This window comes from Micromonospora sp. NPDC051196 (assembly GCF_040682415.1).
Classification (GTDB): Bacteria; Actinomycetota; Actinomycetes; order Mycobacteriales; family Micromonosporaceae; genus Micromonospora.
In genome coordinates this window covers 145,520-165,160 of record NZ_JBFBAY010000009.1, presented here as the reverse complement: position 1 = coordinate 165,160, position 19,641 = coordinate 145,520, and the positions used below count along the sequence as shown (strand labels likewise).

Annotated in this window: 15 protein-coding genes; 7 read left to right on the top strand and 8 right to left on the bottom strand. The window is 69.8% G+C overall.

The features are described 5' to 3' along the window. Positions 1 to 17 precede the first annotated feature (17 nt). The 3 genes from AB0M35_RS18860 to AB0M35_RS18850 all read right to left on the bottom strand — a co-directional run bounded on the left by AB0M35_RS18860 (position 18) and on the right by AB0M35_RS18850 (position 3,115). The gene (locus tag AB0M35_RS18860) at positions 18 to 1,052 is read right to left on the bottom strand and encodes a membrane dipeptidase (protein ID WP_363746834.1); all 1,035 of its coding nucleotides are present in this window, start codon (positions 1,050 to 1,052) and stop codon (positions 18 to 20) included. Between the two features lie 318 nt (positions 1,053 to 1,370). Further along, positions 1,371 to 2,015 (bottom strand): response regulator transcription factor, encoded by a 645-nt coding sequence (locus AB0M35_RS18855; protein ID WP_363746833.1) that lies wholly within the window; start codon positions 2,013 to 2,015, stop codon positions 1,371 to 1,373. Beyond that, positions 2,012 to 3,115 carry a histidine kinase gene (locus AB0M35_RS18850; protein WP_363746832.1) on the bottom strand — a complete coding sequence of 368 codons (1,104 nt, stop codon included), beginning with the start codon at positions 3,113 to 3,115 and terminating at the stop codon, positions 2,012 to 2,014. Before AB0M35_RS18850 ends, AB0M35_RS18855 begins: the two co-directional genes overlap by 4 nt. 109 nt (positions 3,116 to 3,224) lie before the next feature. On the opposite strand from AB0M35_RS18850, the gene AB0M35_RS18845 reads away from it, so the two are divergent. Beyond that, positions 3,225 to 3,962, top strand: a complete 738-nt coding sequence (locus tag AB0M35_RS18845; protein ID WP_363746831.1) for an ABC transporter ATP-binding protein — start codon at positions 3,225 to 3,227, stop codon at positions 3,960 to 3,962. Further along, positions 3,959 to 4,726 (top strand): ABC transporter permease, encoded by a 768-nt coding sequence (locus tag AB0M35_RS18840; protein ID WP_363746830.1) that lies wholly within the window; start codon positions 3,959 to 3,961, stop codon positions 4,724 to 4,726. The genes AB0M35_RS18845 and AB0M35_RS18840 overlap by 4 nt, the downstream gene beginning before the upstream one ends. A gap of 74 nt (positions 4,727 to 4,800) precedes the next feature. Here AB0M35_RS18840 and AB0M35_RS18835 read toward each other — a convergent pair whose 3' ends face one another. Next, positions 4,801 to 6,006 carry a helix-turn-helix domain-containing protein gene (locus AB0M35_RS18835; protein WP_363746829.1) on the bottom strand — a complete coding sequence of 402 codons (1,206 nt, stop codon included), beginning with the start codon at positions 6,004 to 6,006 and terminating at the stop codon, positions 4,801 to 4,803. Positions 6,007 to 6,160: 154 nt separating this feature from the next. Here AB0M35_RS18835 and AB0M35_RS18830 point away from each other — a divergent pair, with 154 nt between their 5' ends. From AB0M35_RS18830 to AB0M35_RS18820, 3 genes are all read left to right on the top strand, one after another. After that, a complete protein-coding gene (locus AB0M35_RS18830; protein WP_363746828.1) occupies positions 6,161 to 8,431 on the top strand; it encodes an aminotransferase class III-fold pyridoxal phosphate-dependent enzyme in 2,271 nt (756 codons plus the stop codon). A 4-nt stretch (positions 8,432 to 8,435) separates the two neighbouring features. Further along, positions 8,436 to 10,031: an FGGY-family carbohydrate kinase gene (locus AB0M35_RS18825; protein WP_363746827.1), complete on the top strand. Its 1,596-nt coding sequence runs from the start codon at positions 8,436 to 8,438 to the stop codon at positions 10,029 to 10,031. Positions 10,032 to 10,182: 151 nt separating this feature from the next. Next, positions 10,183 to 11,997 carry a hypothetical protein gene (locus AB0M35_RS18820; RefSeq protein WP_363746826.1) on the top strand — a complete coding sequence of 605 codons (1,815 nt, stop codon included), beginning with the start codon at positions 10,183 to 10,185 and terminating at the stop codon, positions 11,995 to 11,997. Between the two features lie 61 nt (positions 11,998 to 12,058). Here AB0M35_RS18820 and AB0M35_RS18815 read toward each other — a convergent pair whose 3' ends face one another. From AB0M35_RS18815 to AB0M35_RS18805, 3 genes are all read right to left on the bottom strand, one after another. Continuing rightward, positions 12,059 to 13,537, bottom strand: coding sequence for a cation:proton antiporter (locus tag AB0M35_RS18815; RefSeq protein WP_363746825.1), 1,479 nt, complete (start codon positions 13,535 to 13,537; stop codon positions 12,059 to 12,061). A gap of 85 nt (positions 13,538 to 13,622) precedes the next feature. Further along, the gene (locus AB0M35_RS18810; protein ID WP_203221421.1) at positions 13,623 to 13,850 is read right to left on the bottom strand and encodes a potassium transporter TrkA; all 228 of its coding nucleotides are present in this window, start codon (positions 13,848 to 13,850) and stop codon (positions 13,623 to 13,625) included. 85 nt (positions 13,851 to 13,935) lie between these two features. Next, complete coding sequence (locus AB0M35_RS18805; protein WP_363746824.1) at positions 13,936 to 15,420, bottom strand: glycoside hydrolase family 43 protein; 1,485 nt, start codon at positions 15,418 to 15,420, stop codon at positions 13,936 to 13,938. A 288-nt stretch (positions 15,421 to 15,708) separates the two neighbouring features. On the opposite strand from AB0M35_RS18805, the gene AB0M35_RS18800 reads away from it, so the two are divergent. Then, positions 15,709 to 16,470 carry a glyoxalase gene (locus AB0M35_RS18800; protein WP_363746823.1) on the top strand — a complete coding sequence of 254 codons (762 nt, stop codon included), beginning with the start codon at positions 15,709 to 15,711 and terminating at the stop codon, positions 16,468 to 16,470. 81 nt (positions 16,471 to 16,551) lie between these two features. On the opposite strand, the gene AB0M35_RS18795 is transcribed toward AB0M35_RS18800, so the two are convergent. Next, a complete protein-coding gene (locus AB0M35_RS18795) occupies positions 16,552 to 17,013 on the bottom strand; it encodes a VOC family protein (protein ID WP_363746822.1) in 462 nt (153 codons plus the stop codon). Positions 17,014 to 17,213: 200 nt separating this feature from the next. On the opposite strand from AB0M35_RS18795, the gene katG reads away from it, so the two are divergent. Continuing rightward, on the top strand, positions 17,214 to 19,415 hold the full coding sequence (katG, locus tag AB0M35_RS18790) for a catalase/peroxidase HPI (RefSeq protein ID WP_363746821.1): 2,202 nt from the start codon (positions 17,214 to 17,216) through the stop codon (positions 19,413 to 19,415). Positions 19,416 to 19,641: the final 226 nt, after the last annotated feature.

Sequence of the window (19,641 nt, the reverse complement as noted above, 5' to 3'; positions counted from 1 at the left end):
GTGTAACGATGCGGCGCTTACCGATTGCCCGGCTTCCATGCCTCGCCAAAGACCCGAAGCCAGTTGCCGCCGAGGATCTTGGTCACCTCTTCCGGCGAGAAGCCGCCGGCGAGAAGCGCCTCGGTCAAGTTGGGGAACTTCGAGGCGTCGTCCATGCCGATCGCCCGACGCTCGTCCCACTTCCAGTCGCCGAGCAGACTCTTGAACTCACTGGCCTTCATCTGCTCGGCCCGCATCGCCTCGGTGAGCGTCTCGTCGTAGTCGGTGGCGATGGCGACGTGGTCGACGCCGGCCACCTCCACCACGTGCGCGACGTGCTCCACGAAGCGAGCCAGATCAGGACGCCGGGACGGGGCGTCCGGGTAGTAGAGGAATCCGGACAGGGTGGTGATGCCGATGACGCCGCCCTGCTCGGCGAGGCGACGCAGGTATCCGTCCGACTTGGCCCGGATGTGCGGCGACAGCACGTCGCAGAACGAGTGGCTGACCACGACCGGTTTGCTGGAGGCGTCCATCGCGTCCAGGCCGGTGCGCTCACCGCAGTGCGAGACGTCGACCAGGATGCCCAGCTCGTCCATGGCCTGGACGAAGGTGCGTCCCCGGTGGGTCAGTCCCGGGTCGACCCGCTCCCCGCAGCCGGCGCCCAGCAGGTTCTGCCGCTGGTAGGTCAGTTGCAGGATGCGGACACCCAGGTCGTAGAAGGCCCCGAGCAGGTCGAGGTCGACGCCGATCATCTCGGTGTCCTGCGGACCGAAGATGACCGCTTCCTTGCCCTCCGCCTTGGCCCGCTCGATGTCGGCCACGCTCAGCGCGAGCAGCACGTCGTCGGAGTGCTCGTCGATCCACCGGCGGCAGCGGTTCACCTCCCGCAGGGCGGTGGCCGTGTCCACGTACGGCGTGGTGACCGTGTGGTTGACAGCCGTGACGCCGCCACGCCGGATCCGGTCGAGGTGGGCGTCGCTGAGCTCGATCACCGTGCTGCCGTCCACCACGGTTGCGGCGGCGTGCAGCTCGGTTGCCGAGCCGGTGGCTTCGGCGGCGGAAGTGTTCACGTCATCTCCAGGATCCGGATGCAGAAGATGGAGCGACTCTACGAGGAACACCGTTTCATGTCCATAGAGCTGAAGAAACTCGTCGTATATTGATTCCAGAACGACGAAATTCGTCGTTTCAGCACTCTGAACATGCCCACGTAGATCAACTTTGAAGACCGCGACATCAAGCCGCTGAGCAGCGGATACGCAAAGAACGTCAATGGGCGGCCCGCTTGCGTCGCGAGCGGGCCACTGCTGCGGCGGTCACCCGACGGGCAGATGTCGGTACGCCGTCGACGAGTTCCCGTCCGGCGGGCCGGCATCGCCCGCGGTGGGTCAGTCCAGGATGCCCTCGTGCAGGGCGCGCAGCACCGCGTTCGTCCGGTCCCGGGCGCCGAGCTTGGTCAGGATCGTGGAGACGTGGTTCTTGACGGTGCCCTCGGCGAGAAACAGCGCACCGGCGATCTCGCGGTTGCTGTAGCCATGCGCGACCAGTCGCAGCACCTCCCGCTCACGCTCGGTGAGGCTCTGGACGGTGGGCGCGTTCGGGCCGGCCGGCGAGGGACCGGAGCGGATCGCCCGGAGCATCCGATCGGTGATCGACGGGGCGATGAGCGTGCCGCCCTCGGCGAGTGTGTGGATCGCCCTTGTGAGCTGTGCCAGCGTCACGTCCTTGAGCAGGTAGCCGCGCGCCCCCGCGCGGAGCGCTCCCAGCACCAGCGCGTCGTCGTCGAAGGTGGTCAGCACCAGCACCGGGATGTCGATGTCGGCGGCCCGGAGCTGTTCGATCGTCCAGATCCCGTCGAAGCGGGGCATCCGCAGGTCGAGCAGGATCACGTCGGGTGTGGTCCGCTCGATCACGGCGAGGGCGGCCCGACCGTCGGCGGCCTCGCCGACGACATCGACCTCGGCGACCTCCAGCAGCCCACGGATGCCCTGTCGAACGAGGGTCTGGTCGTCGACGACCACCACACGGATCATGACGCCGGCACCCGCGCGGTCACCCGGAACCCCGCCGCTGAATCGACGACCAGGTCGCCGCCGAGGGCCTCGAATCGTTCCCGCAGGCCACGCAGCCCGTTGCCGAACGTCGGGTTCCGCGCGCCGCGCCCGTCGTCGCGGGCGTCGAGCACGGTCATGGTGTCGTCACCGGTGACCGAGATCCGCAACTCGTACGCCCCGGCGTGCCGGATGGTGTTGGTGATGATCTCCTGCGCCGCACGGACGAACGCCGCGCCGCGCTCCTCGTCCACCCGCACGTCGGCCGACACGTCGATCGACACGTAGAGTCCAGGCAGGTCGCGCGCCATCCGGCGGAGCGCCTGTTCGAGATCGACGGTCTCCGTCCTCAGCTGTCCGACGGTGGCCCGGACGTCGCCGAGCAGTTCCCGGGCCACCCGGTCGGCCCGCTCCACATGCCCCCGCGCCGCGGCGCCGTCCAGGTGCCGGGCGGTCTCCAGCTCCAGGGTCAGCACGGTCAACTGGTGGCCGATCAGGTCGTGCAGCTCTCGGGAGATCCGCAGGCGTTCCTCGGTCCGGGCCGACTCCTCCAGCCGCAACCCGGCGGCTTTCAACTCGACGTGCGCCGCGGCGAGTTCGCGACGCATCCGCTGCTCCCGCAGCAGGGTCATCGAGCTGAGCAGCGAGGCCACCTGGATGAGCAGGTAGAAGCCCACGGTCAGGGTCAGCTCCGCCAGGGTGCGGGTGACCGGCACCGCGACGAGAATGATCACTGCTGTGTTCAGACCGACGACGGCCAAGCCGGCGTAGAAGGGCACCACGTAGACGCTCACCGCGGCGGTGAGCACCAGCAGCACCGGCAGGAGGCCCAGGGGACGCGCGGTGAGCACCAGTGCCCAGGAGGCGACGACGGCCACGCCGTACGCCATGTGGCGCCACCGGCCGGGCTCGGGTGCGGCGGTCGCGGTGAGCAGTGCCACCAGCAACACGACGAACAGGGTGATCCACCAGCCCCGCCCGATCAGCAGCTCGACAGCACCGAACAGACCTGGGACAGCGACGGCGACCGCCACCACGAGCATCGCGAGACCAGACCACTCATCGGTGCCGACCCGTCGCATGTCCCCACCCTAGGTGGGGTTCGTCCCGGTTACCGGTGCCGGAAGTCATGGTCGCGGGTGATGACTTCCGGCACAGGAATCGTCGTGGCGGCGCTCGTAGCGTCGGGGCATGACCAGTTCCGAGCCGGCGATCCTCGCCGAACACCTCACCAAGAGCTACCGCCACGTCCAAGCGGTCGCCGAGGTGAGCCTGCGGGTCGAGTCCGGCGAGACGATGGGCATTCTCGGCACCAACGGTGCGGGCAAGACGACGACAGTCGAGATGATCGCCGGGCTACGGGTCCCCGACCGGGGGCGGGTACGCGTGCTCGGCCTCGACCCCCGCCGCGACCGCGCCCGACTGCGGCAGGTGCTCGGTGTCCAACTTCAGGACGCCTACCTGCACCATGCGCTGCGCGTCAGCGAGTTGGTCGAGCTGTACCGCAGCTTCTACCCCGGCCCCCGCCCGGCCGACGAACTGTTGGACATGGTCGATCTGACCGCACAACGCCGGACCATCTTCGAGAAGCTCTCCGGTGGGCAGAAACAGCGACTCTCGATCGCCCTCGCGCTCGTCGGGCGGCCGCGTGTCGCGATCCTCGACGAGCTGACCACCGGCCTGGACCCGACGGCCCGGCGACGCATGTGGAGCACCATCGAGCAGCTCAAGTCCGAGGACGTCACCGTCCTGCTGGTCAGCCACGCGATGGAGGAGGTCGAACGGCTCTGCGACCGGGTCGCCGTCCTCGACGCCGGCCGGGTCGTCGCGGTGGACACGCCCGCCGGTCTGCGTACCCGGGCCGGCACGGACACCCTCGACGACGCGTTCGTCACGTTGACCGGCAAGGACCTGGAGGAGGCAGCATGACCACCGCGAGCATGCCGTACCGGCCCGGGGTGCGAGCCCTGCTCGTCCTCGTCGGCTGCGAGGCCAAGATGGTCGTACGGGACACCGCAGGGCTGGTCGTCCCGCTGGGCCTGCCGCTGCTGATCCTGCTGACCAGCGCCGGTTCGGCGAGCAACCAGGTCGTCGCCAACGGGCGTACGGCGTTGGAGGTCTTCGTCCTCCCGCTGGTGGTCACCATGGTCGTGGCGATGATCGGCATCATCAACATGCCGAGTTTCCTGGCCTATTACCGGCGTTCGGGCATCCTACGGCGGCTGGCGGTCACCCCGGTCTCGCCCGCTCTGGTGCTGGCCGCCCAGGCGATCGTGAGCGTCGTGCAGACGATCGTCGGCATCACGGTCGCCGCCGGGGTGGCGCTGCTGGCGTTCGGTGCCCGACCGCCGGCCGACGTCGCCGTGGCGCTCGGCATGGTGGCACTCACGATGGCGGCGATGTACGCCATCGGCATGCTGGTCGCGGCGGTCGCACCGACACCGAACTCGGCCGTGGCCATCGGGTTGGTCGCGTTCTTCCTCCTCGGCGCCCTCGGCGGCATGTTCGGCGGCCGGGACGCGTTGCCCGATCCGCTCGCCGAACTCGGTGGCTGGCTGCCCTTCGGCGCCGCCGTGGAGGCCATCTCGTCCGCCTCGACCGGCTCCGCCATCGACGCAGCACACCTGCTCGGTCTCGGCGCTACAGTCCTCGTCGGCACCCTGGTCGCCGGTCTGCTGTTCCGCTGGGAATGACCCCGACGACGTGTCGTCCGACAGTGCAGACCGGCCGCTTGCCGGCGTTGCTGCACGTCGTGCGGGCCGGCTGTTCAGGCGTCCGACCGACGGGCCGCGCTCTGCCCAGGACGCGGAGTACCGAAGTGGCTGGCCAGGACCACCAGCAGTTCGAAGCGGACGGCCGGGTCGTCGAGATCGGTGCCGTACCGGTCGCGGAGGCGTTTGAGGCGGTAGCTGACGGTCTGCGGGTGGACGAACAGTTCGGCGGAGATGTCGGCGCGCGAACCCCAGTGCCGCAGCCAGGCGTGCAGGGTTACCAGCAGGTTGTCCCGTTGCGCCGGGCGCAGGTCGTGCAGCGGGGCCAGCCTGCGGTCGGTCAGCACGGCCAGTGCGCCGGGTTCGCCGCGCAGGGTCAGCGACACGAGGTGCTCGTCGACGAAGACCGGCCCCGGGTCCGGGCCGACCAGCCCGGCGGCCTGTTCGGCGAGGCGTACCGCCGCGGGGACCTGCGACCAGGTCAGCGCCGGGGCGACCACCGCCCACCGACCGGCCAGCGCCGTGGTCAGGGCGGCGCGGGTCGTCCGGGGGCCGGCGTGCAGCAACAACACCGCGTCCCGGCCGCGCTCGACGACCAGGCCGTCCGTACCGAACCGGAACCGCGCGTCGCGGGCCTGCTCAAACGGCAGCAGTACGGGCACCACGGTGCTCAGGTCCGGCCAGCCGATCCGCGCGGCGGCGGCCTCGACGGCGCTCGGCATGCCGTCGCCGCGCAGCAGCAGTTCGGCGAGTTGCCGACGGCGGTCGTCCTGGCCGGCCTGCTCGCGGACCTGGAGGGCGTACCCGTCGGTGCTGGCGGCGGCCAGTTCGGCGACGTAGGCGCTGACCGCGTCGGAGAGGTCGATCAGTTCCTCGGTGTCGACCGGGCGTAGCCGGGCCAGGGACTGCGACGCGGTGCGCAGCAGGAGCCGGGCCGCCATCCGCAGCGCGGCGAGCAACGCCTCCGGGCCACGGTCCTCGCGTGCCTCGGCGGCGCCGAGCGCGACGAAGACCTCCCGGAAGCGGGGTGGCAGCGCCGGTTCGTCGGTGCCGACCAGGTCGAGGAAGCGGTCGAGGGCGACCTGGACGGCGGTGTGCACGTCGCGGGTGAACTTGTCGTCGGCGATGGCCGCGAAGGCGGGGGTGGCCTCGGTGACCGCGACCGCGACGGCGGGCACCGTGGCGGGCAGGTGCGGGCGCATGGCGGTGGCCAGGTCGGCGGGCAGGCGCTGCCAGGGGGTGGCGGACAAGGGCGCGCTCATCCGGCCGATTTTGTCACGGCAGGACAATTTCGGGCCGGATTCTCGCTGCCGAACGGACGGTGTCTCGGCCAGGCGGACCGGGCGAGGATGGAGCCGCCGCACGCCCTGCCGCTGTGCGACGGCAACGGTCAGGAGTCGACGGAGGAGAAGCGCCGTGCAGCATCGCCTGTCCCGCCAGCACGTGGTCGACATGTGCCGCACCATGCTCGCCCGTGGCTACCTCAAGGCGACCGAGGGCAACGTGTCGGTGCGGGTGCCCGGCCACCGGCTGTACGCGGTGACGCCGAGCAACTACGACTACGACCGGATGCGGGTCGAGGACATCTGCATCGTCGACTTCGACGGCAAGCACGTGCCCGACGACTCCGGAGTCGACCTCAAGCCGTCCATCGAGTGCGGAATGCACGCCAACATCTACCGGGAACGCCCGGACGTCAACGCGATCGTGCACACCCACCAGCCGTACGCCTCGGCCCTGGCCTTTCTGCGCAAGCCGATCCCGGCGCTCACCGACGAGCAGGTGCGGTTTCTCGGCCGCGAGGTGGCCATCATCGACTACGCCCCGTCGGGCACCTCGTTCCTGGCCCGCAACGTGCAGAAGAAGGTGGCCGGCGGGGACAACGCGTTCATTCTCGCCAACCACGGGGTGGTAGCGGTGGGCACCGACCCGGACCGGGCGGTGTTCAACATGGCGCTGCTGGAGAAGGTCTCCATCGCGTACCTGCTGGCGTTGACCAGCGAGGCGGGCAAGGTCTTCACCATCCCGACGGCGATCCGGGAGATCGCCTTCGGCAAGCTGCGCGCCGACGAGAAGCGCATCGCCGCGCAGATCACCGAGGCGGTCGAGCCGCTGCGGGTGCCGGCCGACGAGCAACTGCCCAGCGCCGACGCGACGGCCGCCGGCATCACCACCGCCGAGCCGGTCGAGGCCGACAGCGCAGCGGCGGGCGCCGCGACGCCGGCTGCCGAGTCGGCTCGGCTCGGGTACGCGATCAGCGAGTATCCCGACGTCGACGACGTGATGCGGCGGCTCAAGGCGTTGACCGCCCAGCCGATACGCGGGCTGCGCCACGACGCACTGCTCGACGTGTTGAACTACTTCGACACCAGGTGCCGGGCCAGTAAGGAGATCACCGACCGGGCCAAGCGGCGCATCCCCGGCGGGGTGCAGCACAACCTGGCCTTCAACTACCCGTTCCCCCTCGCGATCGAGAAGGCCGAGGGGGCGTACCTGGTCGACCGGGACGGCAACACCTACATCGACTTCCTCCAGGCCGGCGGGCCGACGATCCTGGGCAGCAACTACGGCCCGGTCAACGAACGCGTCGCCGAGGTGGTCCGCGACTGCGGGCCGGTGACCGGCCTGTTCCACGAGTACGAACTCAAACTCGCCGAGATCATCCACCGGTTCATGCCGCACATCCAGATGTACCGCTCCCTCGGTTCCGGCACCGAGGCGGTGATGGCGGCGGTACGCGGCGCGCGTGCCTTCACCGGCAAGAAGATGGTGATCAAGGTCGGCGGGGCGTACCACGGCTGGTCCGACACGATGGTCTACGGGCTGCGGGTGCCCGGCACGTACCGGATGAACGCCAAGGGCATCCCGTTCGGCGCCACCGCCCGCACCCGGGAGGCGTTCCCGCACGACCTCGGGCAGCTCAAACGCAAGCTGATCGAGAACCGGCTGCGCGGCGGCACGGCGGCGGTGGTGGTCGAACCGGTCGGCCCGGAGTCCGGCACCCGGCCGGCACCTCGGGACTTCAACGCGAAGGTCCGCGAGTTGTGCGACGAGTTCGGCGCGCTGCTGATCTTCGACGAGGTGGTCACCGGGTTCCGGCTCGGCCTGGGCGGCGCGGCCGGCTACTTCGGGGTCACCCCGGATCTGACCGTGCTGGGCAAGGCCGTTTCCGGCGGCTACCCGATGGCCGGTGGGGTCGGTGGTCGCGCGGACGTGATGGCGGTCTTCGGTTCCGGGCTCGACGGTAAGAGCGGGGCACACATCCAGGTCGGCGGAACCCTGTCGGCCAACCCGCTGTCCTGCGCGGCGGGTTACTTCGCCATCGAGGAGATGGCCCGGACCGGAGCGCCGGTGATCGCCGGGCGGGCCGGCGATCGGCTGACCCGGGGCCTGCAACGGCTGATCGACTCGTACGGGCTGCCGTACGTCGCGTACAACCAGGGTTCGATCGTGCACCTGGAGTGCAGCGGCGTGATGCTGCTGGACATGCGCAACCCGGTGAAGTTGCTCAAGGAGAACAAGGCCCGTAAGCGGCTGATGGAGCAGATGGGTGCGGCGTACACCGCACACGGCATCATCACCCTGGCCGGGTCCCGGATGTACACCTCGATGGCCGACACCGACACCGTCATCGACGACGCCCTGGCCCGCTTCGATCAGGTCTTCGCGCTGGTCGAGGGGGTCTGAGCCGGTGGCCGCCACCCCACCGCAGATCCTCGCGATCGACCTGGGCACCTCGGCGTTGAAGGCCGCCCTGGTCGCCGCCGACGGCACCGTCACCGGCTGGGCCGAGCGGCCCGTCCCGCTGCGGGTGCTGCCCGGAGGCGGCGCCGAGCAGGATCCGGCGACCTGGTGGGCGGCGCTCGGCGCGGTCGCCGCCGAGTTGGGTCACACCCACCCCGACCAGATGCGAGCGGTGACCGCCGTCTGCGCCTCCACCCAGGGCGAGGGCACCATCGCCGTGGACGCCGCCGGAGCACCACTGACCCCGTGCATCTCCTGGCTGGACATGCGCGGCGCACCTCACCTGCGTCGGCAGTTCGGCGGCTTCCCCGCGTACCAGGGGATGTCGGTACGCCGCATCGCGCGGTGGCTGCGGCTCACCGGCGGGATGCCCTCGCCGACCGGCAAGGACCCGGCCGCCCACATGCTGTTCGTCCGCGACGAACTACCCCAGGTGTACGCCCGCACCGCCGCGTTCCTCAACGTGCTCGACTGGATCAACCTGAAGCTCACCGGGCGGACGGTGGCCACCGTCGACTCGATCCTCACCTCGTGGGTGACCGACAACCGGCGCCCCGGCGACATCCGCTACTCCCCCGCCCTGGTCGCCGACTGCGGCATCGACGCCGACAAGTTGCCGCCGATCGTCGCCTGCACCGACGTGCTCGGCCCGCTGGCCCCGGCCGCCGCCGCGCACCTGGGGCTGCCCGAGTCGGTTCAGGTGGTCGCCGGGGCGATCGACAACAGCGCGGCGGCCATCGGCGCCGGCACCATCGGTGACAACGAACCGCATCTGTACGTCGGCACCTCTTCGTGGATCGCGGCGCACGTACCCCGGAAGAAGACCGATGTGGCCGCCGGCATCGCCTCGGTGCCCTGCGCCATCGGTGACCGTTACCTGATGACCGCCCTACAGGCCACCGCCGGAGCCAACCTGACCTGGCTGCGGGACAAGATCGTCGAGTACGACGACCCACTGCTCGGTGCCGGTCGCGTCAGCCGCGACGAGGGCACGATCTTCGACGCTTTCGACACGATCATCCCGACCGTGCCGCCGGGCGCCAACGGCGTGCTGTACACCCCGTGGCTGTACGGCGAACGCGCGCCCGTGGACGATGCGAACCTGCGGGCCGGTTTCCTCAACATCTCGCTGGACACCAACCGGTCGGACCTGCTGCGGGCCGTCTTCGAGGGAGTCGCGTTCAACACCCGCTGGCTCACCGGCGCGGTGGACCGGTTCCTGGGCGCGCCGGTCACCTCGATGGCCATCACCGGTGGCGGGGCGCTGTCCGACTCGTGGTGCCAGATCTTCGCCGACGTGCTAAGGGTGGAGATCCGTCGCGACGCCCGGCCGCTGGCGGTCAACGCCCGGGGCGCGGGCTGGATCGGTGCGGTCGGCACCGGGCTGCTCGACTTCGCCGACATTCCCGACCTGATGCGCACCGATCGGATCTTCACCCCGACGCCGGAGCACCGGGCGACCTACGACGAGATCTTCGCCGTCTACCGGGACCTGCACAAGCGGCTGGCCCCGGTGTACCGCCGGCTGCACCGTACCCGCTGACGCGGACCGGTGGGCGCCGCACGTCTCCCATCGAGTGGGATGATCAGCCCGACCAGTCGGCCCCGGAAGTTTCGGTATCCATCGATGATGGCGTTTCCCTGTCAACGATGCGAGGCTAGGACGCCGACGCTGGCCATCGACAGGAGGGTACGTGGAGACGATACGCCGGAAGTTTCTCGGCACCGCTCCCGCCGACGACCAGCAGCCGCCCCCTGACCAGGAGGAATCGGCACCGGAGTCCGATGCCGGTCAAGGAGGTCCGGCCGGTGCCCGCCGGACGGCGTCACGGCTGCTGCGTCACGAGTGGACCTTGGCGTCGTTGGCCGGTCTGGTGTTGGCCGTCGTCCTCACCTGGCCGACCTTGAGGCATCCGTGGACGACCATCCCCGGCGACATCGGGGATCCCACATTGCAGGCATGGCAGGTCGCCTGGGCCGGGCACGCCCTGATCACCGACCCACTTGCGCTCTGGCACTCCAATGCGTTGTTCCCGGAGGCATACACCTACGCCTACACCGACACCCTGCTCGGGTACGCGCCCGCCGGCATGCTCGGCGGCAGCATGGAAGCGGCCGTGTTCCGCTACAACCTGCTCTACGTCTTCGCCCACGCACTCGCCTTCGTCGGGGCGTACGCCCTGGTGCGTCAGCTGGGTGGCATCCGGACGGCGGCGGCGGTCGCCGGCATCGCCTGGGCCTTCGCGCCGTGGCGGCTCGCGCACAGCGGCCACCTGAACATCCTCTCCACCGGCGGCATCGCGTTGTGCCTGGCGATGCTGGCTCGTGGTCACGGCTGGTCGCTGCGGGAGGGGCACCGGCCGGCGCTGCACCGCCCGGGCTGGATCGTGGCCGGCTGGCTGGTCGCCACCTGGCAGGTGTGTCTCGGCCTCGCGATCGGCCTACCACTGATCTACATCCTGGCCGGCGCGGTGCTGGTGGTGTCGGCGGCGGTCGGTTGGCGCCGGTGGCGCAGCGGTCGGTGGGTCCTGGGTCGCCGGATGGTGCTGGCCAACCTGTTCGGTGGCGTCGTCTTCGGTGCGGTGTGCATCTGGCTGGGGACCACGTTCCTGCGGGTGGTGGAGCTGTATCCGCAGGCTCGCCGGGATCTGTCCTGGACGGAGATGTTCTCCCCGCCCCTGCGGGGTTATTTCATCGCTCCGGCGGACTCCTGGCTGTGGGGGGACTACTTCGAGCCCGCTCGGGCGCAGTTGACCTGGCCGCCGGAGATGACCCTGCTGCCCGGCATCACGTTGATCATGCTGGGGGTGGCCGGGCTGAGCTACTCGGTGTTCCGCCTCCGGCACCGCCTGCTGCTCGGGCTCGGTGTGCTGGTCAGCGGTGCACTCGGGCTGGGCAGCAACCTCATCGGTGACGGCGATCCGGGATACATGACGTTGTCGCGCCTGCTGCCCGGCTGGGACGCGCTGCGAACCCCCGGCCGGCTCATGGTGTGGACGAGCCTGCTGCTCGCCATTCTCGCCGCCGGCGCGATCACGGAGTTCGGGCGGCAACTGCCCACCATGCGGTGGCCGCGAGTGGTCGGGCGGATCGTGCTCCTGGTGCCGCTGCTGCTGGTCCTGGTCGAAGGCGTCAACCGGACCCCGCACCCGGTCGCGCCACCGGCGCCGACGGCGATCCGGTCGGCCCCCGAACCGTTACTGGTCCTGCCCGCCGAAGGCATCTCCGAATTCCACGTCATGCTCTGGTCCACCGACGGGTTCCCCCGGGTCGCCAACGGTTTCGCCAACTTCGTGCCGCCCCACCAACAGCAGATCCGCACGGTGAGCATGACCTTCCCCGATGCCAACAGCATCGCCTATCTGCGGCAGGTCGGCATCCGGTCGGTGGTCGTGCTGCCGGATCGGCTCTTCGGCACCCCCTGGGACGGCGTCACCACCCGACCGTTGGACGGTCTCGGCATCACCCGCGAGGAGGTCGACGGCGCGTTCGTCTACCACCTCGGCTGAGACGGACGGGCCGGCGGCGGCCGTGCAGGCGGGCCGCGGTGGCGCCACGCGGCGGCAGCACCTACTCCCGGGTCGCGCCCATCGGCTCGCGGACCAGGGCACCGTCGATGTAGCAGTAGCGCCAGTGCTCGCCGGGCTCCAACGACCGGATCAACGGGTGGCCGGTCTGCCGGTAGTGCTGCTCGGCGTGGCTGTTGACCGAGTCGCTGCAACAGCCCACCGCTCCGCAGGTCAGGCACATCCGCAACTGCACCCAGTCGTCGCCGGACTCCACGCACTGCGGGCACGCCTCGGCGTCGGACTCGGTGATGTTGATCCGGTCCAGGTGGGTGCAGGCGGTGCTGATGGTCTCTTCCCGCACGTACCGCCAACTGCCGTGCAGCAGCCGGTCGGGGATGATCCGCGCCAGGTAGCGGGAGTTGGCCGCGAGCAGCGGGCTTGCCACGGCCAGCACCAGCACGTACAGGGCGATGAACGGGCCGAGGCGGGCGTCCAGGCCGGCGGCGAGCGCGAGAGTGGCCAGGATCAGGGAGAACTCGCCACGGCCCAGCACGGTCAGGCCCACGTTTGCCGCGCCACGTTGGTTGAGCCCGAACAACCGACCGGCGATCAGACCGGCGAGCACATTGGTCACCACGGTCAGCAGGACGGCCAGCAGCACCGGCAGGGCCACCGAGCCGATCGCGCTGACGTTGATGCTGAGCCCGAACGCCACGAAGAACACCGCCGCGAAGACGTCACGCAGCGGCAGGACCAGCCGTTCCACCCGTTCCCGGATGGGAGTACGGGCCACCACCAGACCGATCATCAGGGCACCGATCGCGTCGGAGACGCCGATCTCGGCCGAGATGCCGGCCACCAGCACCACCAGCCCGACCATCAGGATGGCCAGCAGCTCGTCCTCGTTGCTGTCAATGATCTTGCCGACCAGCCGGGCACCGTACCGGGCCACGGCGAAGAGCGCCACCAGGTACGCGAAGCTGAGCCCGATGCGCAGCGCCAGTTCCCCCGCCGACCCGGCGCCCGACAACAGCGGCGACAGCAGCGCCAGGTACAGCGCGAGGAACAGGTCCTCGATCACGATGATGCCGAGAATGACCGGGGTTTCCGCGTTGGCCAACCGACGTAGCTCGATGAGCAGCTTGGTGGCGATGGCCGACGAGGAGATGCCCAACGCCCCGGCTATCACGAACGCCTCGTAGCCGCCCCAGCCGAGCGCGAACCCGAAGATCAGACCGGCGCCGATGTTGAGACCGATGTACGCGCCGGCCGCCACGAACAGTCGCTTGCCGCTGCCGAGCACCTGCTCCACTGGAAACTCGACGCCGAGATGGAACAGCAGCAGGACCAGGCCCAGCGAGGCGAGCAGACCCAGATCCTCGGGATGGGGAACCAGCACCGGGCCCGGGGTACCCGGGCCGAGCAGGATGCCGGCGAGCATGAAGAACGGCACCGTGGGCAGGTTGATCCGGCGACCGAAGCGGGCCAGCAGGCCCGCGATCAGCACAAGGGCACCGAAGCCCACGAGGTCGGCGTGCACGGTGAGGACTCCCGGGTGGACTCGACGGGCAGGGGCGGGGCGACGCGGGCCGTCGAGGTCACACCCGGGCCCGCGGCAGGACCGACTAGTCGGAGAAGTACGTGCCGGTCAGCAGCGCGCCCACCTTGCGGGCCTGCTCCTCCGACATCTCGATCACCGCCACCGGATCGTCCGCGCCGGCGGCGAAGACGTACAGGTCCCGGGCACCGTCACGGCGTACGACGATCGAGATCCGTTGGGTTTTGCTGCCCAGGTCGACGTCGTAGCGTTTACCGATGCCCGGCAGTTCCTGCACGTAGATGCCTTTACCCATGACCTCTCCCGCCGCCGCTGCGCGATCTCCTGCGCAATCGTACGAGCCCGACCGGCCGCCACAACTCAGGCAGGGTGGCTGAAAGTCACGACATCAACCGGAACGTTGCGTCGTTACGGCCCTGCGTGTCGGTGATCGGATCGAGGCGCAGCTGGTAGTCGTAGTGCCGGATGTACCGGTCGGGGTAGTTGTACGACTGGAACGACGACCAGCCGCTGTTGCCCAGCCCGGCGACCTGCCGGAAGGTGGCGTCGGCGGCGAAGACCGAACTGCCGTCATTGGCCGCCAGCACGAAGTCGAAGCCGTAGTGCCGCAGGTAGTAGCCGGGATAGTTGACCGACTCGAACGACACGTACCCGACGTTGTTGGCCAGGCCCGGCACCACCCGGAACTGGGCGTCCTGGCCGGGGTTGACGTTCGCGTCGATGCGTACGTCGTAGTTGGCGTGCCGTACGTAGCGATCCTGATGGGTGTACGCCTGGATCCGGTGCACCGGGGCGTTGCTGGGCCAGCGGGCGAGCACCCGGCTCTCCTCGGCGGCGGTCAGGTTGAGAATCGAGCCGTGCCGCTTACGGCTGGCCCCCATGTTGTAGTCGGACCTGGTCCGGAAGTTGTGCACGCTGCCCAGGTTCGTCGAGGTGATGGGCAGGTAGCCCCGGCCGGTGGCGTACTGGTCGAGATACAACGCCCACTCGTCGCGGCCGTTGAACTGCATCCACATCGGCCCCTCGACGACGTTGCCGCCGCCGGTGCCGTTGGAGATGCCCAGGTGGGACAGGTTGCCCAGGCTGGTCCAGGTGCCGAGGATCGAGTTGCTGGCCTCGATCGCGATGTGCCCGTCGGCGGAGGCCCGGTAGTAGCGGTAGCCGCCGACGCTGTTGGGCACCTCGATGATCTGGGTGTCGATGATGCCCTGGCCGCCGCTCGGACGCTCGATGTACAGCTGCGGGGCGGTGAAGGTACGGAAGTCGGTCGTGCGCACGTACCAGATCCGGTGCTTGGTGACACCGTTGCGCGGGGAGTTCGTCGCCCAGTAGATGACGTAGTCGCCGGTCGCCTGGTTGTAGATGGCCTCCGGCGCCCAGGCGTTGCCCGCGCCGGGGATCGCGCCCGCCACGTTGATCAACCAGGGGGTGGACCAGTTCACCAGGTCGCGCGACTCCCACACCACCAGGGAGGTGCTGCCCCGGTTGGCGGCGTCGTTCCACGAGGTGCCGCTGGCGATGCGCAGGTCGGTGGCGACGATCCAGTACCGGTCACCGGCGGGCGAGCGGACCAGCGCGGGGTCGCGGACACCACGCGTACCGAGGGTGGAAAGCAGGACGGGTCCGCCGTTGTTCAGGTCGCGCCAGGTCAGCCCGTCGCGGCTGTGGGCCAGGTAGATCTGCTCGCCGTTGGCGGACTCCCCGGTGAAGTGCGCCATCAGGTACCCGGTGAACGGGTCCAGCGCCGCAGCCTCGGCGTCCGCTCCCTGTGCGGCGGCCTCGGCGTGGGGTGCCTGCGCGGCGGGTAGCAACAGCAGGCAGGCGGCGGCGAGCAGCGCACTCATCCGACCCAGAACTCTCGACATCCGTTGCTCTCCTCGCCGGCGGGGTCCAGGGACGGCAATGCACGGCCGGGACGCTTGTGAGCGTTAACAACAGCCACCGGCAACCCGCCGGAATCACTGTTATCGGCTTGTTTCGCAAGTGTTGACGGCCACCCTCGCACTGTCAAGACATCGATGCGCATCGGTTGCCGCGAGGCCCACCCGAGCGCAGATCAGACCCGGCGACCGGGGCTCATCCCTCCGGGACCGCGGTACTACGACGTGGGCGGGTCAGACTGGTCAGGACATCGACCGGAACCGGGGGTACGGGTGAAGACGACCGAGGAACGGATAACGCCGAACGAGACCACCGTGCCACTGCTGCCCTGCGCGGCGGTGGACGAGACGATCACCTTCTGGCGGGCACTCGGCTTCGCGGTGACCTGGGAGCAACGCAAGCCGTACCTGTACCTGGCCTTCCGGTTCAGCGGCTTCGAACTGCACTACGGCCGTCCGCCGGGCGGATTCGACCCGGCCGGACAGACCGTCGGCTGCCTGGTGATGGTCGACACGGTCGCGCCGTACCATGCCGCGTTCGTCGCGGGGATGCGCGGCACGTACGGCAAGGTGCTGTCCCAGGGGTTGCCCCGGATCACCCGCTACCGGCCCGGCGCGTCCCGGTTCAGCGTCGTCGACCCGTCCGGCAACACCGTCACCTTCATTCGCCGCGACGAGCCGGTCGAGGTGGAGTACGGCGGGTCGAAGGAGCTGGCCGGTCTGGCCCGGGTGCTCGACAACGCCCGTATCCTGCGCGAGTTCAAGGGCGACGACCAGGCCGCCTTCCGGGCGCTGAACTCCGGACTGCGCCGCCACGGCGACGAGGCCCCTGCCGTGGAGCAGGCGTTGGCACTCGCCGCGCTCATCGAGTTGTCGACCGCGCTGGGCAAACTCGATCTGCTGCCCGCCTGGGGCGACCGGCTACGCGCGCTGTCGCTGACCGCCCCGGAACGCGAACAGATCCGCCAGTCCATTGCCAACCCCGACACCCTCACCCCCTGGCTCCCCCACCCCGACCGCCTCCCGCCCTGTTGATCAAGAGGTTTGGTCTCGGGAAGCGCATACCCGAGACGCAAACCTCTTGAGCAACAGCGACGGGTCCCCCGGGGTGGGCGGTTAGGGGTTGGTGGTGAAACCGTCCAGGGTGGCGCGTTCGTCGGGGGTGTGCAGTTCTTGGAAGACGGTGATGTGGAGGTCGGCGGGGGCGTCCAGGCGGGCGTTGACCGAGTGCCAGGGGGTGGTGGTGGGCGGGGCGACCTGGGTGGCGCCGGCGGCGACCAGGCGGTCGGTGGTGGTGGCGGTGTCGTCGACCTCGAACGCCACGCGCAGTCGGGGGGCGACCTGCTGTCCGACCTCGACCTCGTCGATCATTCGCTTCTGCGCCGGGTTGGCGATCTCCAGGGTGGCGCGGCCGGCGTCCAGGATCACCACCCGGGCGTCGTCCTCGCCGGAGTAGGCCGCCTGCTCGGGTAGGCCGAGCACGTCGCGGTAGAAGCGGACCGCCGCCTCGTAGTCGTCGGCCTCGACCACGAGCCGCAACTGGCGTACCGGCGACGCGGGTAGCTCAGACGGATTCACGTTTCGGTCTCCTACGCATCGGGGTGGACGCCCGTCACCGAGCGGGCGTCGATTTCGGCGTCCACCGGCGGCGCGGGCACGGCGTGCGCAACGCTACCGAAGGCGACTGCCGCAGCGGACGCATCCTGGCCCGGCACGCAGTGACTCGTGACCGGGACGGCCAGTTGACATAGGCGAGAACCCGTTTGAAGAGGAGAGACGTGTCCGAAAGCGAGAACCCGGTAATCCCCTCCCCGGCGCCGAAGCCGGGTCGACCGAAGACGAATCAGGACTGGTGGCCCAACCAGCTGAACCTCCAGGTCCTGCATCAGCACTCGCCCCGGGGCAACCCGCTGGGGGCGAGCTTCGACTACGCGGCGGAGTTCGCCGGCCTCGATGTCGAGGCGCTCAAACGCGACGTCTTCGAGGTGATGACCACGTCGCAGGAGTGGTGGCCGGCGGACTACGGCCACTACGGGCCGTTGTTCATCCGGATGAGCTGGCACTCCGCCGGCACGTACCGGATCGAGGACGGTCGGGGCGGTGCCGGCGACGGCGCGCAACGCTTCGCCCCGCTCAACAGTTGGCCCGACAACGCCAACCTGGACAAGGCCCGCCGGCTGCTCTGGCCGGTCAAGCAGAAGTACGGCCGGCAGATCTCCTGGGCCGACCTGCTGGTCTTCGCCGGCAACTGCGCGCTGGAGTCGATGGGCTTCAAGACCTTCGGCTTCGGCTTCGGACGCGATGACGTCTGGGAGCCGGAGGAGATCTTCTGGGGCCCGGAGGACACCTGGCTCGGCGACGAACGCTACAGCGGCGACCGGGAACTGTCCGGCCCGCTCGGCGCGGTGCAGATGGGACTGATCTACGTCAACCCGGAGGGCCCCAACGGCACTCCGGACCCGTTGGCGTCCGCCCGGGACATCCGGGAGACCTTCCGGCGGATGGCGATGAACGACGAGGAGACCGTCGCCCTCATCGCCGGCGGTCACACCTTCGGCAAGACCCACGGCGCCGCGCCCGCCAGCTACCTCGGGCCCGAGCCGGAGGGCGCGCCGCTGGAGGAGCAGGGGCTGGGCTGGCGCAACAGCTTCGGCACCGGCAAGGGCAACGACACCATCACCAGCGGCCTGGAGGGCGCCTGGACGCCCACCCCGATCACCTGGGACAACAGCTACTTCGACACCCTCTTCGGGTACGAGTGGGAGGTGCACGAGAGTCCGGCCGGCGCGAAGCAGTGGCGACCCAGGAACGGCGCCGCCGCCGACGCCGTGCCGTCCGCCCACGACCCCTCGATCCGGTACGCCCCGATGATGGCCACCAGCGACATCGCGCTACGCGCCGATCCGGCGTACGAACAGATCTCACGACGCTTCCATGAACACCCCGACCAGCTCGCGGAGGCGTTCGCGAAGGCCTGGTACAAGCTGCTGCACCGGGACATGGGACCGCTGTCGCGCTACCTCGGGCCGTGGGTGGCCGAGCCGCAGCTGTGGCAGGACCCGGTGCCGCCGGTCGACCACGAACTGGTCGACGCCGCCGACATCGACACCCTCAAGGCCGCCCTGCTCGCCTCCGGGCTGACCGTCGCCCAACTGGTCCGTACGGCGTGGGCCTCGGCGGCGAGCTTCCGCGGCACCGACCAACGGGGCGGGGCGAACGGGGCGCGGATCCGCCTTGAGCCGCAGCGGAACTGGGCGGTCAACGACCCGACCGAGCTAGCCACGGTACTGCCGGTGCTCCAGCGGGTGCAGGAGGATTTCAACGCGGGGCAGTCCGGTGGCAAGCGGGTCTCCCTGGCGGACGTGATCGTGCTCGGCGGAAGCGCCGCCATCGAGCAGGCGGCCCGCAGCGCCGGGTACGACGTCACGGTCCCGTTCGCACCCGGCCGTACGGACGCCAGCCAGGAACAGACCGACGTCCAGGCGTTCACCGTGCTCGAACCGAGGGCGGACGGATTCCGCAACTACGTACGGGAGGGTCAGAAGCTGTCGCCGGAGACGCTGCTGCTGGACCGGGCCAACCTGTTGACGCTGACCGCACCCGAGATGACCGCCCTGATCGGCGGCCTGCGGGCACTCAACGCCAACACGGGACAGGCGCAACACGGGGTGCTCACCGACCGGCCCGAGATGTTGACCAACGACTTCTTCGTCAACCTGCTCGACATCGACACCCGGTGGAAGGTGTCCGCCTCGACCGAGAACGTCTACGAGGGCCGCAACCGGGTCACCGGCGACCTCGTCTGGACGGCCACCGCCGTCGACCTGGTCTTCGGGGCGAACTCCCAGCTGCGCGGCATCGCGGAGGTCTACGCCAGCACCGACGGGCAGGAGAAGTTCGTCCAGGACTTCGTCGCGGCCTGGGTCAAGGTCATGAACCTCGACCGTTTCGACCTGCGGGCGACGGCCCAGCGCCGATAGGCGGCTCCGCAACGGCACGGGTAGCGCGGCGAACACTGCCGCGCTACCCGTTCGCGCTGCGCACGAGGCGGCCCGCCGGTGGGCGCGGCGACTGACCGGCGAGATTCGCGGACCGGTGTCACTTCCGGGTCGTCGGCGGTGCTTCCTAGGTATGGAGGAGGAAGCTGGTCTCGTCGCGCCGGGTCGGATGACCACCGTACCGACGGTCCGGTCCGGGCGCGGCCAC

Bases quoted from the DNA above. Each gene is read 5' to 3' on its own strand.
- AB0M35_RS18855 (WP_363746833.1), bottom strand. From the start codon at position 2,015: ATGATCCGTGTGGTGGTCGTCGACGACCAGACCCTCGTTCGACAGGGC.
- AB0M35_RS18850 (WP_363746832.1), bottom strand. From the start codon at position 3,115: ATGCGACGGGTCGGCACCGATGAGTGGTCTGGTCTCGCGATGCTCGTG.
- AB0M35_RS18845 (WP_363746831.1), top strand. From the start codon at position 3,225: ATGACCAGTTCCGAGCCGGCGATCCTCGCCGAACACCTCACCAAGAGC.
- AB0M35_RS18840 (WP_363746830.1), top strand. From the start codon at position 3,959: ATGACCACCGCGAGCATGCCGTACCGGCCCGGGGTGCGAGCCCTGCTC.
- AB0M35_RS18835 (WP_363746829.1), bottom strand. From the start codon at position 6,006: ATGAGCGCGCCCTTGTCCGCCACCCCCTGGCAGCGCCTGCCCGCCGAC.
- AB0M35_RS18810 (WP_203221421.1), bottom strand. From the start codon at position 13,850: ATGGGTAAAGGCATCTACGTGCAGGAACTGCCGGGCATCGGTAAACGC.
- AB0M35_RS18805 (WP_363746824.1), bottom strand. From the start codon at position 15,420: ATGTCGAGAGTTCTGGGTCGGATGAGTGCGCTGCTCGCCGCCGCCTGC.